Below are 16,784 nucleotides of genomic sequence, written 5' to 3'. Positions count from 1 at the left end.
CTAGTTTCCACAAATTCCACCCACCCCCACCCTGCTCCCCACCACACCCCTTAATCTTAATCTTAGTTCCCCCGCTTCCCAATATCCCAACCAACACCAAAAAGCGCCCCCACCACAATCGGTGAGCGCGCAATCCCAAACAAGCTTATTGTATCAACTGCACCATCATCATCGCCTTGCCGACGACATTGCCATCATGGTACACTTCCACGTCCACTTTTCCGAACTTGCGGCCGACCTCCAGCACTTTTGGACGAATCTCAATTGTACTGTCGATCTGGACTGGCTTGATGAAATAAATCGTGATATTCTCCACGACCATATCACTCTTTTTCAAATTCCGTATCACACGCTTTGCAGCCTCTGTCACGATGGTGGTGAACACACCATAAGATATCGTCCCCACCGAATTGGTCATCTGTGGTGTGACTTCACTTTGGTAGGCCTCTTCCCCTTTGGATTCTGTGACATCCACAAATTGGTTGGTCACAATATCATCAAGTGTTTCGCCTACCTGTGGCTGCCTTTGGATCATTTGCAAAGCCTTCAGTACGTCCTGACGACTGATGATTCCAAGGAGTCGATGGCTCGGGTCCACGACCGGCAGCATCTCAATTCCTTCCCATACCATGATATGGGCTGCAGAAGCAACCGAAGTCTTACCATTTACAGTGATAGGGTTTTTTGTCATCACTTTTTCGATAAGCGTGCCCGAATCCTTCCCAAGTACATCCTTGGAGGTAACCACACCTTGGACTTTCAGGTTCTTATCAATGATAGGAAAACGGCTATGTTTGATTTCCTCATTCACTTTGTACCATTCTGCAATGGTGTCCTCTGTCGTTAAGTAGGTCGTCGCCTCAATTGGTGTCAAAATATCCTCCACCAACACGATCTCCTTTTTAATCAACTGATCGTAAATAGCCCGGTTGATCAAGGTTGCAACGGTGAAAGTATCATAGCTACTCGAGATGATCGGTAGTTTCATTTCATCAGCTAGTCGCTTGACCTCTTCATCCGTATCAAAGCCACCGGTAATCAATACGGCCGCTCCCGCCTCGATTGCTAACTTATGTGCATTATAGCGGTTACCGACAATCAAAAGGTTTCCAGCATCCGTATAGCGCATCATCGCTTCAAGCTTCATGGCACCGATGACAAATTTGTTTAGTGTTTTATGGAGTCCTTCTTTTCCTCCAAGAACTTGTCCATCCACAATGTTGACCACTTCGGCGAAAGTCAGCTTTTCGATATTCTCTTTCTTTTTCCGTTCAATACGAATAGTACCAACGCGTTCGATGGTACTAACATATCCTTTGTTTTCGGCATCCTTGATCGCTCTGTATGCTGTACCTTCACTGACCGTCAAAGCCTTGGCTATTTGTCGTACTGATATTTTTTCCCCAATAGGAAGTTCTTCGATATATTGGAGAATCTGTTCATGCTTCGTCACACTCTTCACCCGTCCACATAGTTATTGGCTGTTCTCAAATACTTTCGCATCTACCTAACAACCGTTATTATACCTTCATTATACGGGTGTGAAGCCTTGTATTCAACGTGTTTACTGATATTGACGCAATCGGACCTTTTTCACCTGTGCCAATTTCGCTTTCTGTACCATTCGTTTTCTCTTAGGTAAGTACATGATCGCTGCCATATTCCCCCCAACGGCCATTAATGCAAGCACTATCCAAGCAATGGCAAACCAACCTGCAAGTCCATCTTCTATTACTGGCAAACGTGGGACGGCCACATACAAAAGGGCAGCGATACATAACAACGATAATAATAATCTGTTTTTCAACACATGACACCTCCTTCCAAACTCGGGTAGCTTGTATCATGTATATTCATGACAACAAAAAAAAGAAGCAAAACCGCTTCTTTTCTTTGCATCTCCCTATAACTCCATTGATTCCCCTGGCTCTAGAACCTTTCCCACACCATTTGGCAACTTGGAAACAAAATCATGAGGATTTTGTTCAATCACTGGGAAGGTGTTGAAATGGATTGGAACCACCGTGGAGGCATCCAGCCATTTTGCAGCAAGTACCGCATCATCTGGACCCATCGTGAAATTATCTCCAATTGGCAGAAACGCCACATCAATGTCATTTAACTCCCCGATCATTTTCATATCAGAAAATAATGCCGTGTCCCCGGCATGGAAAATCGTCTTTCCGTCGATAGTAAGGAGGATCCCGCTGGGCATTCCGGTATAGACGATTGTTTTTGTTTCATAATCTGTATAACTGGAGCCATGGAAAGCCTGGGTCAATTTCACCTTCCCAAAATCAAACTCATGCGCTCCCCCGATATGCATTTGATGTACATTTACACCCTGCCACCCCAAATATTCGGCAAGTTCAAAAGGTGCCACAACCAACGCATCATTTTTAAGGGCCAGGTCCACGGTATCTCCAACATGGTCATTGTGACCGTGCGTTAATAAAATCACATCCACTTTCAAATCATCCGCTTTCAAATCCGTCAAATCATTCCCCGTGATAAACGGATCAAAAAGAATGGTTTTTCCGTTAGCCTCTACTTTTACTACAGAATGTCCATGATAGGAAACCTTCATTCTAACAACCTCTCCTTCTCAAACAAATATTCTTCTCACTCGTTTATCTTCTCTTTTTTTAGGAAAAGTCCTTCTACTAAATAACTGAATCAGGGTTTTTGCGAATGTTTGTCACGTATTATACTCGTGCTCTTTTCCAGTCTTTACAGGATAGACTGCATTCCCATTTTAGAATGGATGAACAGTCTGCCGAATTTTCACCTTGATTAACAATAATCATTTAGAAATTTACAGATGTTTAATTCCCTGATACTCTAAATGTAAACGTATTAATTTGCGCAGTTTTACATTTTCATAAAAAAGGAGTGACTGATTTGAAAGAACATCGTTTGCAACAACTGGTGGATTGGTTGAAACAGGAGGACTTGTCCGGATGTTTCTTGACTTCTACCCCGAACGTTTTTTACATAAGCGGATTTTACACGGATCCACACGAAAGACTTTTAGGGCTTTTGGCTTTTCCTAACAATGAGCCTGCGATTGTCTGCCCGAATATGGAAGTCGAACAGGTGAAGAATACTGGCTGGGCTTATGGCATTGTCGGATATAATGATACCGATGATCCCTGGCAAAAAGTTCAGGAGTATGTGAAGCAGCAGGGCATTACCATGGAAAAGCTTGCTGTGGAGCAGGAGCATATGACGGTAGCCCGTTTACATAAGTTAGAAGGAATTTTCCCAGGGGTGAATCTTGCCGCTGCGGAAGACAAAATGTATCAGCTTCGTCTTGTGAAGGATGAGGAAGAGGTTTCTATTTTGAGAGAAGCTGCAAAGCTTGCCGATTTCGGAGTGGAAGTTGGGGTGCACCACCTCAAGAAGGGCGTCACCGAGCAGGAGCTTGTTGCAACGATTGAGTATGAGCTGAAGAAAAAAGGAATCAGTCAGATGTCCTTTTCGACCATGGCGCTGACAGGTTTGAAGACTGCCGCTCCTCATGGGAAACCGGGCTTGGATCAGGTGAAGGAAGGTGACCTTGTATTATTTGACCTTGGCGTTGTCTTAAACGGCTATTGTTCAGATATCACGAGGACGGTTGCATTTGGAACTGTGAATGAGCAACAAGAAGAAATCTATGAAACCGTACTAAAAGCCCAGCTTGCTGCAGTGGATATCTGTAAACCTGGCGTGGAAATCGGACAGATTGATCGCACAGCTCGCTCGATCATAACGGAAAGTGGTTTTGGGGAATATTTTACACATCGTATCGGCCATGGCCTTGGAATTGAAGTGCACGAGTATCCATCCATGAATGAAACGAATACGATGAAACTGCAAAAAGGAATGGCATTCACCATTGAACCTGGAATCTACAAACCGGGAGTTGGCGGTGTACGAATCGAGGACGATATTTTAGTAACGAACAGCGGAATAGAGCTGTTGACAAGCTATCCGAAAGATTTACAGATTATCAAACCATAATAAAAACAGGTATCCATGCCACTCATGGATACCTGTTTTTTAATAAAACCAATTAGCTTTTAACCAAAAGGTTACTTGCACTCTCATATGCCAAACCGTGAGACTCAGCCACTGCTGCATATGTTACATATCCGTCTAGCGTGTTGATTCCTTTAAGAATCGCTTCGTTATCCAGGCATGCCTGTTTGTAGCCCTTGTTTGCAATCTGCACCGCATATGGAACCGTTACGTTCGTCAATGCAATGGTAGATGTACGTGGAACCGCACCAGGCATATTTGCAACTGCATAGTGGACTACTTCATGTTTCACATAAGTAGGGTCATCATGCGTGGTGATGCGATCTGTCGTTTCAAAAATCCCGCCTTGGTCAATGGCAATATCCACAACCACAGAACCTGCACCCATGGATTGGATCATTTCCTCTGAAACCAGCTTCGGAGCTTTAGCACCTGGAATTAGAACGGCACCGATAACAAGATCGGATTCTTTCACAGCAATTTCAAGGTTCAATGGGTTACTCATAAGTGTCTGAATGTCTTTTCCGAAAATATCATCAAGCTGACGAAGGCGATCCGGGTTCAAGTCAAGGATTGTCACATCCGCACCAAGTCCAATTGCCATCTTAGCAGCATTTGTACCAGCGACACCTCCACCGATGATCGTTACTTTCCCGCGGCGGACACCAGGAACACCACCTAGAAGAATTCCTTTTCCACCTTTGATTTTTTCAAGGAATTGAGCACCGATTTGAGTAGCCATACGTCCAGCCACTTCACTCATTGGTGTCAATAAAGGCAGGGAACCGTTTGGAAGTTGTACCGTTTCATAAGCAATACCGACTACTTTGTTGTCGATCAAAGCTTTTGTTAATTCTGGTTCCGGGGCAAGATGCAGATAAGTGAAAAGGATTAATCCTTCACGGAAATAGTCATACTCGGAAGGAAGAGGCTCTTTTACTTTCATGACCATATCCATGGACCATGCTTCTTCTGCCGTTTCCACCATTTTCGCACCAGCTTGTACATACTGCTCATCTGTAAAGCCTGATCCGATACCAGCTTCTTTTTCTATGTATACTTCATGTCCGAACCCAACTAGGTTCACTACACCTGCAGGGGTCATCGCAACACGGTTTTCGTTGTTTTTTATCTCTCTAGGTACACCAATTCTCATGGATTAAATACCTCCCTCATCATAATCACAAAGCGTTAAGACGTAACTAATATAACATTAAACTAGAAAATGTAAAATAGTTTTTTATCCAATTTTGTAAGCGCTTAAAACAGACGGAATTGTCAAAAAATCTAATTGGCCAATTTCTTAACGAAAACGGTTAATGACCTCCACTCCACCTGTTACCTCAAGTACAGCTCCGGTAATCATATCAGAGCGGTCATCACATAGAAATCCGATGGCCCGTGCGATATCTTCTCCTGTACCGGATCTGCCCACAGGAGTATCTCTCGCATCTCCCAAACTTATTGCCTGATCGATTGTGGCTTCCTTCATATCGCCGACAATATCTCCCGGACAAACCATATTGGCAGTAATACCGTTTTCCGCTTCTTCAAAAGCGATTGTTTTTGTAAGAGATACAAGTCCGACTTTAGCTGCAGCAAATGCTGAACGGTACACCCAGCCAGGAGAAGATTCTGCTCCTTGAAAGCCATAGGAAATAATGCGGCCAAAATGTTGTTTACGCATTACCGGAATTGTTTTTTTGAAAAGGTGAAAAACGGCACTTAAGTTCCCTTCTATCATCTCGTACCATTCGTCATCCGAGTAATCTGCTAATTTTTTCCTTTCAAAAATATATGGGCCTGCATTATTGATTAAATAATCTATTCTTCCATATCTCTCTATTGCTTCTTCAATAAATCGGGACATCTCTTCCTTTTTTGTCACATCACCTTGAAAGAAATGAATTCTATTCTCTCCGATTTCCTTCCATTCCTTTTTAAGGCGCTCAATTGTTTCTGTATCACTTCTATAATTAATGGAGACGGAACACCCTTTATCCAATAGCATTTCCGTCACTTTTCTTCCAAGTCCTTTGGAACCAGCTGTAATCACGGCATGTCTCAAACTGGATTCCCCCTTAATAAAATTACTTACTTCTCTATTTTCTTGTAATTCCACTAAATTTACAACATATAAGCCGTTAAGATGCGATAAAATGATTGTTAGGTACACGAAAGAAAGGAGCCGACACATCCCATGGCAAAAGCTCAACCCGTGGCAATGCCCCCTCAAGGCCGGATTGAACGATTCGGTTTAGAAGCAGTACCACTAGAATTAAGAAAAACAAAATGGTATGAATATACGATTATCCAGATGGCATTTTCCGTGAATGCGGGAAACTTCCTTGTCCCGGCTCTTGCGGTGATACAAGGGGGGCTTAGCTTTTTCGCAGCATTCCTTTCCACTGTGATAGGTGCAACCCTCGCATTTATTTTTGTTTCTTATTTATCATTGCCTGGTGCAGAGCGCGGAATCCCTTCGCAATATGCCATCAGGTCCATCATTGGAATCAAAGGTTCCAGGTTCATTTCTTCTCCCATTCGTACCATCACATCGCTATACTGGTTTTCCGTCCAGACGATAGGTGGAACATTGGTGGTTCAGTTCATTTTGGAGAGGACCTTTCAACTCAATGTCCCTTTTTACATGATTGCCATGCTCTTGGCACTTATCATGAGCGGCCTTGCACTGGTGGGGTTTGATGCAGTAAAGAAAGCAACCAAATATTTTTTGCCACTGTTAATCCTTGGCCAGCTTCTCATGCTTTACCTTTTATTGAATCAAGGAATGGTTGATGGAGGAGTATTCGGAAATAGTGGGGGAAACTGGAACCTGCCGATGATGGGATTTTTCGCTAGCCTTGCATTTGTCCAGTACGTTTCTGGCGTTTCCTCTTCCGCTGACGTTACGAGGTATGCGATTACTACCAGACAGGGGTTCTGGGGCTTGTTTACAGGTAATGTCTTCGGTTTCATACTAACCGCATTTTTTGGTGCCTACACAGCCACCCTGACCGGAAACTTAAATCCGTTTATCGCAACAAGCGACATGACAAACTCAGGTGTATTTACTTTCATCATTCTTGGAGCGGCTATTTTATCGATGATTTCCATCAACTTAAGCAATGCCTATACAGGGGGATTCAGTCTATTGAATTCTGTTCCGGTACTTGGAAGGGTGAAAAGTTCTATCCTTTTTGGTATTGCAGGAATTCTCTTGTCCCTCTCACCTGCCTTGGTAGAGGAAGCTAAACAATACATCTCATTGATTGGAGCATTCGTCATCCCTTTATCTGCCGTGATCATCACAGATTTCCTCTTCATCAAAAAAAAGCAGATTGAGCCTAGTGAAGGACTACCATCCTATAACAAACTGGCTTTCATCTGCATCGGGATTGGAATCCTGGTTTATCTTTCCTTACCGGAATACATGTCCCCAGGATTCTTGGCTTTTATCCTTACCGGAAGTATCTATATATTGGTATGTAAAACTAATCATAAATAGGTGCCCGTGGAGCGGCACCTATTGGATATGCAAAGACCAGGTTGACCGCAGTATTACTCGTTAGGAGTATGTTGGCTTTCCTCTTCTACAGGCTGGTAAGCATTTGCGCTGTATTGCTCGCCTACCACTCCGCTTGAATAAGCATCGGTGATTTGGTTATGCACTTCGTTGACGGCATTATCATCATAAGAGAAAATTTCTTTAGGATCCTTCTTCTTCATCAATTTTTCCACCTTTCTGGTTAAGTATCCATCCTAGTTTGCTTCTAATAGCAAAGATTTAATGGTGGAAAAAATTCCTTTCCTTGCATTTAACTTAGGTATTCATAGAATGTTCGCTGGAGTTATTATACAATGGTGAAAACGGGGAGAAAAAGGAAGGAAGTCGCTATGTTTTCTTTTGAAATGGATCACAGGCTAGGGATCCCCTTGCCAAGACTTGACCTAGAATGGAAAGAATATAGTAAAGAAACGCAGCAGGATATTCTATTGGAATGGGAAAAGATACGAGGAAAAATACCTGATCGCATCAAAGAACTAGAAGAGCAGATCAATACGAAGCAGGCACAACTGAATGATGAAGCCAATTTTGAACGATCCTGCCAATTAAACTCAGAGATCGCCGAATATGCAAGCACCATTAATGATTTATGGCTGTGGTATAGAATGAACCAACATATATCTTCTTCCAAAATACATTCATAATCGAAAAGCGGAGCTCTTGGGGAGCCCCGCTTTTCCTATATTTTAAAACAATTCACATTCTGAATCGTCCAGTTCGCCATTTTCAACCATATGCCTCATCATGTAATAGTAATGGGAGAACTCCGAGACCTCTTTGGTCCAATAATAGTTTGTCCCAGCAGCAGTCACCATCCCGAGTAATGGGATATTGTTCACTTTTTTGCGCCCAATGACCGCAACAAACAAGAGTTTGACCAGATGCATCAGTGGCTGCTGTAGCCATACTGTTGGGTGGTCTTTATCTGTCAAGACATCAAAATAGTGATCGGTATCCTTGCCGAGTTCACTTTTTAAAGCTTCCCAACGCTCATGCTGATACTTCTTTGGGATTGTCGCACCATAAAACAACTGCAAGGATTTCACCATTTCTACCGGTGTACTTGCCCTATAGCCGTACGACATTGCAACGAGCTGGGTTGTACGGATATTCAGAGCGGCGAAAGCTGGAATATCTATGGCAAGGGTCGAAAGCTTCGCTGTACCCGTCATCCCCCCTTGTATCACGGCATAAAGCTTCTGCTTGGCAATTTGTTGCTCTGCGATGAACGCTTTTTGTGATAAGGGCAATTCCCTTATGTCTTCTATCTTTTCTATGTTTTCGTTATAGCTTTGGGCCATTTTGACAATCCGTTCTTCTGCTTGCTGCTGGAAGGAGGACTGCTGAATGAGGCCATGTAAATGGAACAGCCATGTGTCAATTTGCGCGAAAAACAATTCCTTCGTTTCGTTTGGCAATAAGTCGAACGCCTTGTCCACCCAAAGATCTAATGTATCAGAAAACTGGGATGGTTCGTATGTATATAGCTTTTCTTCCCACTGTGAAAGTTTATTTTTCCATTGTTCTGCCTGGTTCCTATTAGACACAGTTCTTCCCCTCACTTTTCCAACTGCTAGTTTTCACTATTATACCATAGCCATTCCACTCAAAAAAATAATCCCCGACCTGTTCATATAAAACAGATCGGGGACTATCAATTATAAAGCTATTTTCATTACGTCTCTTGCAATCATCACTTCTTCATTAGTAGGGATGATGATGACTTTGACTGGGGAGTGTGGATAGTTTATGAACGCTTCTTTTCCACGAACCTTGTTCAATGCAGGGTCCCAGTATACGCCCATGAATTCAAGTCCTTGAAGAACTCTTGCACGGATAACATCACTGTTCTCACCGATACCTGCAGTAAAGATGATCGCATCTACTCCAAACATTCTCGCAGCATAAGAACCGATATATTTATGGATACGGCTAGCGAATACTTCTAATGCCAGTTCTGCACGCTCGTTTCCTTCTTTCGCAGCAGATTCAATATCACGAAGGTCACTGGAGAAACCAGATACCCCAAGGATACCACTGCGCTTGTTCAAGACTTCTAATACTTCGTCAGCTGTCTTGCCTGTTTTCTCCATGATGAATGGAATCAAAGCAGGATCAATATTACCTGAGCGAGTTCCCATTGCCACACCTGCAAGAGGTGTGAAGCCCATTGAAGTATCAATGGATTTTCCGCCTTCGATTGCCGCAATACTTGCACCGTTACCTAAATGACAAGAAATTAGGCGAAGTTGCTCAACCGGTCTGCCTAACAATTCTGCAGCGCGCTCGGAAACGTACTTATGGGACGTACCATGGAAACCGTATTTTCGGATGCCGTAGTCTTCATAGTACTCGTAAGGCAAGCTGTAAAGGAAGGATTTTTCCGGCATGGATTGGTGGAATGCCGTATCAAAAACAGCGACTGCCGGTACACTTGGAAGAATTTCCTTGAATGCCTTAATCCCAACGATGTTTGCTGGGTTATGAAGTGGTGCAAGCTCTGAAAGTTCTTCTAATTGACTTAATACTTCATCCGTAATTAGAACGGAATCATTGAATTTTTCCCCTCCATGTACGACACGGTGGCCAATTCCAGTGATTTCATCGAAGCTTTGGATTATGTTAAGATCGATTAGTTTTTTCAATAAGATTTTTACAGCTACTCCGTGCTCAGGAATGTCTGTGATTTCTGTTACTTTTTCGCCGTTCACAGAGATAGTGAAAACAGCATCGTTTAATCCGATACGTTCCACTAATCCCTTTGTAATGACATTTTCACTAGGCATTTCGAACAATTGGAATTTAAGAGAAGAACTCCCTGCATTAATTGCAATAACTTTTGACATGACGATACGTACACTCCTTTTATATGGTCACACTTGGATGGATGATTAAATGATTTTACACTCTACCTATCTTGTGCAAAGTTCCGTTAATATATATACCTTTTTCATTTAAACACCGTCATACTGCATTTGCAAGAGGCTTCCCTTGATGGTAACGCTTACCTTATATATTCGTTATTTTCTGAAGAATGACATAGTTATTTATTGTTCTTTTGCTCAGAAAACCAATGGTTGATTTGCCCCATGATTTTTTCCATTGCCTGCATGTTGGAGAAGCTTGGAAGATTTACAAGCAAAGCTTCTTTCGGAGGCTCGATCCCAATACCTTTCTTTTGAAGGACAAGGATGCTTTTTGCATGGTTCTTGTTTTGGAACATCGTTTCCGGAAGCTGTAACATCCCTTGTATATACGCTTCCTCTTTTATAAGCGTATTCACCCTTTTTGACTCCTCTTCCTCAAACATCGAGTTTGGCACTAAAAATAAAAGGTGGCCGCCTGGTTTTGTGTAACGCAATCCTTGTTCTATGAACAGATAATGTGCATAGGAATGTCCTTCTTCTGCTCTTAACTTGAAGTTAACTGCATTGTTATCGTCAGGATAATAGCCTACTGGTAGGTCACTCACTACCACATCGACTGGTTCTACAAATAGGTTGCTTAGGCCATCTTGGTTGAATAGACTGATTGCCTGCTCTTGGAGGTTGGCATTATTATAGGCAAGTTTCACTAAAAGGTCGTCCACATCCACACCATACGCCTCTAACTTTTTGTTGGGCTGGTGGTTAAGGACGGCTGTAAGAAGGTTTCCAGTACCGATGGCAGGGTCCAACATAGTAAGCTGTTGCAAATGTGAGGTGTATTTTCCAACGAGGTACCCCATAAACATGGCGATCGCATCAGGTGTCATTTGATGGTTAGCTTGAACAGCATCCTTCATACCTTTTAGTATAGCAAGCTGAAATCCTTTTCTGATTTCTTCCTTTTGAAGTGCAGAGATGGTTTGTTTGCTATACTCTTTTTCCAGTCTTCGTTTGGTTACCTCCGATACTTCTTCTTGGATCACTGCTCCATGGAAGAGATTTTCTGCGGTTTCTGCAAGTGCCTCTAGGTATGTACAATCCAGTTCTTCTTGTAGGATTTGTGCTGTTGTATCAAATAAAGTAAATGTATTTTCTAATTTCGTAATGGACATTATGCCACTCCTTTTCATTGGTAACTTGAGTTTACTCCTGTTGATTTGCCTTGCAGGTGTTCGCTTATCCTTTTTGGGGTGCTTGAGCCTCTTTACTTTACTCCGGGAGTCTCTACAATCCAATCAACAGGGGGGACTACTCCCACCAAATTTCAGTATTCCTATTTTACATGGAGATGGCGCAAAAATAAAGCAGACTGCTATTATGACAGTCTGCTCGTCTTGGTGCGATGGGTTAAAAATGGGTATTATTCTGCAGTTTTTACTGCTTCAATTGCCGCTTCATAGTTAGGGTGGTCCGTACCTTCCCCTACGTATTCTACATAAGTCACTTTGTCATTGGAGTCCACAACAAACGTGGAGCGGGCAAGTAGACGTAGCTCTTGCATCAATACGCCATATGCTTCACCGAAAGAAGCATCACGGTGGTCAGATACTACCTCGACATTGTCAAGTCCGCTAGCTGCACACCAACGTTTTTGCGCGAAAGGCAAGTCCATGCTGACTGTAATAACTTTTACGTTATCAAGCTTAGCTGCCTCTTCATTGAACTTGCGAGTTTGTTGATCGCATACTCCTGTATCGATGGAAGGTACTACACTGATCAATTTCTTGAACCCTTTGTAGTTTTCCAATGTTACTGCTGATAAATCATTTGCAAGAACGGAGAAGTTTGGAGCCTGGTCGCCCACTTTCACTTCGCTTCCGACTAATGTCATTTGGTTCCCTTTGAATGTTACGTTTGCCATGATAATTTCCCTCCTCATTAATGTATGTACACTTGTAATAATAGCTATATTTCGGAAGTTTTGCAATTAATCAAACATTATTGGTGCGGAGGGCAATCGGTGAAGTTTTCGTGGATTTGAGTTGTTTGTCGAAGTGTGTGGAATCCTTGGAATATCATAAAATTTCATGATATCCTAGACTTAATGATATATCCCAAAATTTCATGATATATCTCTAGTTTTAATGATAAATCTCAAAATTTCATGATATATCTCCAAACTTCATGATATCCACCTATTTTTCATGATATATCTCCAAACTTCATGATATCCACCTATTTTTCATGATATATCCCAAAATTTCATGATATCCCCCAAGATTTCATAATATAACCCAAAACTTCATAGTATCCCCTCAATTGTTCTTCACCCTAAACCACTCCAACCAAACAAAAAAGCCAACTGCTACGCAGCCGGCAAGTTTAGAAGTCCAAGTCCTGCTTATGGTCATTATAAGATTGACTTGATTGGCTTCCTTTGTTCTGTTTATTGTTATTCAACATATGTTGGACCTTTTCAACTGCCTGCGGGGCAAGATCCAACAGTCTTTCATAGATACTTGTGCTTTCATCGAGGTGTAACATCTTCACCCCATGGGAATTTACAATCAAGAAAGCAATTGGTGTGATGGAAACCCCACCCCCACTACCTCCGCCAAACGGAAGCTTGTGACCTTGGTTCTGTTGGTTGCCGCCACCTCCATCATGTTTCTCTGGACCGGATGACCCACCGCCGTGGAACTCACTTCCTCCTGCGGCAAATCCGAATCCTACTTTGGAAACGGTAAGGATGACACTTCCATCCGGGGTTTCGACCGGATCACCGATGATTGTATTTACATCAATCATGTCCTTTAAATTTTCCATTGCAGTTGTCATCAGACTCTTAATAGGATGTTCAGACATATTAATCCTCCTTTGTTCTTTTACATGGATTCGTGCTTATCCTCCTTGGACAACACGGATAGCGGACGGGTTTTGAATGTTGGTCTGCCACCCTTCCAATATTTAACGATTCTTATTCCTGCCAACATAGCATGCCCGATTCGAAATCGAAACATACACTTTATTAGAGTTTGGGATACAGCTTGTTGGAAGTATGGCGTGATGGAAAGAACCGGATGAGCCTTAAAGACGGTGTAGTCACTTAATATACCAACCATTCCCCCTTTAATCGACCAACCTACTCCCACAATCATGCCAGTGTGTGCCGCATCCCCCAATCCAATATTGCTATGCCATTCCAATTGCTTCACTTCTATTCTTGCCAACATTCTCCGAACTATTTCATGCATGCCCACAACATGTCGTACAAGTTCATACGTGTCTTGAAAGCTCTGCCAAATCTCTTTAGGTGAGAAGTCCTTCTCCTTCTTCTTGCCCTGGGACGGATCTCCTGCTCCCATCTTGGTTTTTTCCTCGACGTGAATGGATGCCGTATCCGTGTCCACGCTGATCAGTGGTACGTCAATGGTATACCGCAACAATCCAAACCATGCACTCAGTTTCACTGTCATCTGATCATCATTGTCTATCTGATGATGGAAATAAAATTGAATGGTAATTCTTGTGACGAGAACCACAATCAAGAGAATAAGTATGATGGCTACGATAATACTGGTCCAAATCACGTTTTCACAACCTTTCTACCCTCTTCCATTATCTCCGAGGATAAAAAAAATAAACCTGCGAACCATTTGTGGCCAGCAGGTTTATTCCTTAATTTTCATGTATGACAGTAGTGTCTGCGATAAAGTCGTGCACTCCCTGCTTTTTGCTTGTAAAAGCGGCAACAAGAAAGACGATATACGTTAAAGGGAAATAGAACAAGGCAATGTAACGCCCTACTCCTTCCCTGAACAAAATACTTTTCCATGACAAATGGTCATGCTTCAAGTCTATTACCTTTAAGCCAAACACCATCTTTCCCAGTGTTTGTTTGAAATACTTCGTCATTAAAATGAAGTATCCATACAAAATGATAGCTGTTGCGATTGATGCCGGTGAAAATAGGAAAGTCTTGCTCTCTGAAATGCCCAGTAACCTAAATAGCGGAAATACCACAATCGCACCAATGCTCCATACAATCAATAAATCTAATAGGAATGCCCATAACCTCATCCAAAATCCTGCATAGCGGTAAGTGGGGGCAGGAACTTTTTCAGAAACTGCAAGAATGTGATCTCCTTCTGTTACCAAAGATTCTCTGCTTTCTGCTACCCTAGATTCGTCTTTGGCTAGAAGGGACTCTTCCTGGTCTATATTTTCGTACTCGTTTTCTTTATACTGCTCTTCTCTCATCATATTCCCCTCCTACTCTGCATATAAGTACATTAGTCTTGGAGAATTAGGTTGATTGATCAGTCTTGCCAACATCTGCATTTCTGACTCTGGCTTCAATAGGGATTGAACATTCATACTGAATAAGGAGCCCCATCCCAGGTTTTCTGTATATTGAACCACCTGGACATTCCCCAACTCATGGTCATTCTTCATCGCATCGATGACATCTTCAAAGTAGCCAAGCTCATCTACAATATTAATGTCCTTTGCCTGTTGCCCATCATAGATTCGTCCGTCCGCAAAATTACGTACTTCCGCTTCACTCATTCCCCTGCCCTCAGCGATAACCTCCACAAACTGGTTATACATATTGTCTACCATGGATTGCAGGATCTGGCGTTCTTCTTCAGACATGTCCTTTGTCGGGGACATGATATCTTTATAAGGACCGCTTTTAATGGTTTCAAATTTCACTCCATAGTTTTCAGCAAGCTCTTTATAATTAATTCCCTGCATAATGACTCCTATGGAACCAGTAATCGTTTCACGAGATGCATAGATTTTGTCAGCAGGAGCAGCTATATAATACCCTCCTGAAGCAGCCATCGTACCCATAGAAATATAGATTGGCTTTTCTGTTTCTTCCTTGATTTCCACCAATCGCTTATGTATCTCTGCACTCTCTGACACTCCCCCACCCGGGGAATTCACTCGGACAATGATCCCTTGTACGGAATTATCTTCCTTAGCCTGGTCTAACATTCTTAAAAACTGACGATGATTGTAGCCTGGTGATTGAAAGATGGAAGTTACATCACTTCCGGTATCTTGAATAACACCGTTCACTTCCAATACAAGTATCTTACGGTTTGGACTTCCATCCTTTATTACTTCTTCGATGAATTCTGCTTCGCCCCCGAAAATACTGGAAAATGACTCAGATGTGGCGCTTTCGGATGGCCTTGTGGCTATGCTTGTGATGATGGAAACAAAAAATAACAACGCCGCTATCCCTAACGCGGCCCAACGCTTTCCGTTCATATTCAAACCTCCTAGTTGTTCGTACAGTACCTATACGTTAAATGGTTTTAAAAAGTTTCATCAAAATGGTAAACTTATCACAATATAGAATTGTACTAAAGTTCTTTCCAAAAGGGTAATGTTTTCTGGATATTTTTTGTTAGTATTCCAATTTTTATTATAATTGAGGAGGCAATAAGGATGACAGAACGCCGTAAAATTTTTTTCTTTTACAAAAGAGAAGAAGAATTGGTGGCCAAAGTTGCAAAGCTTGAGCAATTGGCTGAACAAAATAACTTCGAAATTCTAAATGATTACCAACATGCCAATATCATTGTGGCAGTCGGTGGAGATGGTACATTCCTGCAAGCGGTACAAAAAACAGGCTTCAAAGAGGACTGCCTATACGCCGGCATCAACACCGGAGACACGTCTAGTTTCTATTGCGACTTCCATATTGATGATACAGAAAAAATGGTCGAAGCAATGACCTTTGAACAAATTGAGGTGAGAAAGTACCCTACCATTGAAGTATCTATTGATGGGGTGTCAACATTCCAATGTTTGAACGAATGCTCGATCCGTTCTGCCATCATTAAAACATTCGCTATAGATGTCTACATAGATGATCTCCACTTTGAAACATTCCGCGGGGATGGGATGATCGTATCTACCCCTACAGGCAGTACAGCTTATAATAAATCCGTACAAGGGGCAGTCGTTGATCCGATGTTGCCATGCTTTCAAGTGAGTGAATTGGCATCAATCAACAATAACAGTTACAGGACGCTTGGATCACCATTTATCATGGCCGGTGCAAGAAAGCTGACATTGAAAGTGATACAAGACGGCAACGATTATCCTACAATCGGGATTGATAATGAGGCTTTAAGCATTAAGCATGTCGAGCGTTTGGATATTCAATTGACTGATAAAAAAATTAAGACGGTTAAGTTGAAGGATAATTCATTTTGGGAGAAGGTTAAGAGGACTTTCTTGTAGGCTGGAATTTTTGAGAGCTTGACACATCATTGGTAATCGGAGGACATTGAAGGTATAAGTGT

The 16,784-nt window shown here is 42.2% G+C and carries 18 protein-coding genes; 4 read left to right on the top strand and 14 right to left on the bottom strand.

Annotated elements, in window-relative coordinates:
- Window positions 1-145: 145 nt before the first annotated feature.
- The 3 genes from EKQ44_RS10500 to EKQ44_RS10490 all read right to left on the bottom strand — a co-directional run bounded on the left by EKQ44_RS10500 (window position 146) and on the right by EKQ44_RS10490 (window position 2,587).
- Window positions 146-1,453 (bottom strand): CBS domain-containing protein, encoded by a 1,308-nt coding sequence (locus EKQ44_RS10500; RefSeq protein WP_237663490.1) that lies wholly within the window; start codon window positions 1,451-1,453, stop codon window positions 146-148.
- Window positions 1,454-1,564: 111 nt separating this feature from the next.
- Window positions 1,565-1,807, bottom strand: coding sequence for a hypothetical protein (locus EKQ44_RS10495; RefSeq protein WP_269151623.1), 243 nt, complete (start codon window positions 1,805-1,807; stop codon window positions 1,565-1,567).
- Window positions 1,808-1,903: 96 nt separating this feature from the next.
- Window positions 1,904-2,587: a metal-dependent hydrolase gene (locus EKQ44_RS10490; protein ID WP_237663488.1), complete on the bottom strand. Its 684-nt coding sequence runs from the start codon at window positions 2,585-2,587 to the stop codon at window positions 1,904-1,906.
- Between the two features lie 314 nt (window positions 2,588-2,901).
- Between EKQ44_RS10490 and EKQ44_RS10485 the strand changes: the two genes are divergently transcribed.
- The gene (locus tag EKQ44_RS10485) at window positions 2,902-4,005 is read left to right on the top strand and encodes a M24 family metallopeptidase (protein WP_237663486.1); all 1,104 of its coding nucleotides are present in this window, start codon (window positions 2,902-2,904) and stop codon (window positions 4,003-4,005) included.
- Window positions 4,006-4,057: 52 nt separating this feature from the next.
- On the opposite strand, the gene ald is transcribed toward EKQ44_RS10485, so the two are convergent.
- Both ald and EKQ44_RS10475 read right to left on the bottom strand, forming a co-directional pair.
- Complete coding sequence (ald, locus tag EKQ44_RS10480; protein WP_237663485.1) at window positions 4,058-5,179, bottom strand: alanine dehydrogenase; 1,122 nt, start codon at window positions 5,177-5,179, stop codon at window positions 4,058-4,060.
- 147 nt (window positions 5,180-5,326) lie between these two features.
- Window positions 5,327-6,091 carry an SDR family oxidoreductase gene (locus EKQ44_RS10475; RefSeq protein WP_237663483.1) on the bottom strand — a complete coding sequence of 255 codons (765 nt, stop codon included), beginning with the start codon at window positions 6,089-6,091 and terminating at the stop codon, window positions 5,327-5,329.
- Window positions 6,092-6,223: 132 nt separating this feature from the next.
- Here EKQ44_RS10475 and EKQ44_RS10470 point away from each other — a divergent pair, with 132 nt between their 5' ends.
- Entirely contained in the window at window positions 6,224-7,531 is a 1,308-nt protein-coding gene (locus EKQ44_RS10470) for a purine-cytosine permease family protein (RefSeq protein WP_237663482.1), read from the top strand.
- A 53-nt stretch (window positions 7,532-7,584) separates the two neighbouring features.
- Here the strand turns inward: EKQ44_RS10470 and EKQ44_RS10465 are convergent, their stop codons facing one another.
- Entirely contained in the window at window positions 7,585-7,752 is a 168-nt protein-coding gene (locus EKQ44_RS10465; RefSeq protein WP_237663480.1) for a hypothetical protein, read from the bottom strand.
- Window positions 7,753-7,884: 132 nt separating this feature from the next.
- Between EKQ44_RS10465 and EKQ44_RS10460 the strand changes: the two genes are divergently transcribed.
- Entirely contained in the window at window positions 7,885-8,235 is a 351-nt protein-coding gene (locus EKQ44_RS10460; protein ID WP_237663479.1) for a hypothetical protein, read from the top strand.
- A gap of 42 nt (window positions 8,236-8,277) precedes the next feature.
- Here the strand turns inward: EKQ44_RS10460 and EKQ44_RS10455 are convergent, their stop codons facing one another.
- The 8 genes from EKQ44_RS10455 to sppA form a co-directional block, all read right to left on the bottom strand.
- The gene (locus EKQ44_RS10455; RefSeq protein WP_237663478.1) at window positions 8,278-9,138 is read right to left on the bottom strand and encodes an EcsC family protein; all 861 of its coding nucleotides are present in this window, start codon (window positions 9,136-9,138) and stop codon (window positions 8,278-8,280) included.
- Between the two features lie 111 nt (window positions 9,139-9,249).
- On the bottom strand, window positions 9,250-10,437 hold the full coding sequence (locus tag EKQ44_RS10450) for an acetate kinase (RefSeq protein WP_237663477.1): 1,188 nt from the start codon (window positions 10,435-10,437) through the stop codon (window positions 9,250-9,252).
- 197 nt (window positions 10,438-10,634) lie between these two features.
- Complete coding sequence (locus EKQ44_RS10445) at window positions 10,635-11,630, bottom strand: class I SAM-dependent methyltransferase (RefSeq protein ID WP_237663476.1); 996 nt, start codon at window positions 11,628-11,630, stop codon at window positions 10,635-10,637.
- A 248-nt stretch (window positions 11,631-11,878) separates the two neighbouring features.
- Complete coding sequence (gene tpx, locus EKQ44_RS10440) at window positions 11,879-12,379, bottom strand: thiol peroxidase (RefSeq protein WP_237663475.1); 501 nt, start codon at window positions 12,377-12,379, stop codon at window positions 11,879-11,881.
- 461 nt (window positions 12,380-12,840) lie between these two features.
- Window positions 12,841-13,323, bottom strand: a complete 483-nt coding sequence (ytfJ, locus tag EKQ44_RS10435; RefSeq protein ID WP_237663474.1) for a GerW family sporulation protein — start codon at window positions 13,321-13,323, stop codon at window positions 12,841-12,843.
- Between the two features lie 20 nt (window positions 13,324-13,343).
- Window positions 13,344-14,048 carry a DUF2953 domain-containing protein gene (locus tag EKQ44_RS10430; RefSeq protein WP_237663473.1) on the bottom strand — a complete coding sequence of 235 codons (705 nt, stop codon included), beginning with the start codon at window positions 14,046-14,048 and terminating at the stop codon, window positions 13,344-13,346.
- 88 nt (window positions 14,049-14,136) lie between these two features.
- A complete protein-coding gene (locus EKQ44_RS10425) occupies window positions 14,137-14,721 on the bottom strand; it encodes an RDD family protein (protein ID WP_237663472.1) in 585 nt (194 codons plus the stop codon).
- Between the two features lie 9 nt (window positions 14,722-14,730).
- Entirely contained in the window at window positions 14,731-15,741 is a 1,011-nt protein-coding gene (gene sppA / locus EKQ44_RS10420; RefSeq protein ID WP_237663471.1) for a signal peptide peptidase SppA, read from the bottom strand.
- Window positions 15,742-15,921: 180 nt separating this feature from the next.
- Between sppA and EKQ44_RS10415 the strand changes: the two genes are divergently transcribed.
- Window positions 15,922-16,722, top strand: a complete 801-nt coding sequence (locus EKQ44_RS10415; RefSeq protein ID WP_237663470.1) for an NAD kinase — start codon at window positions 15,922-15,924, stop codon at window positions 16,720-16,722.
- The last annotated feature ends 62 nt before the right edge of the window (window positions 16,723-16,784 follow it).

Source organism: Sutcliffiella horikoshii (genome assembly GCF_021991925.1).
Classification (GTDB): Bacteria; Bacillota; Bacilli; order Bacillales; family Bacillaceae_I; genus Sutcliffiella_A; species Sutcliffiella_A horikoshii_F.
Note: the sequence above shows the minus strand (reverse complement) of the source record. Positions and strands in the feature narration are given on the sequence as shown.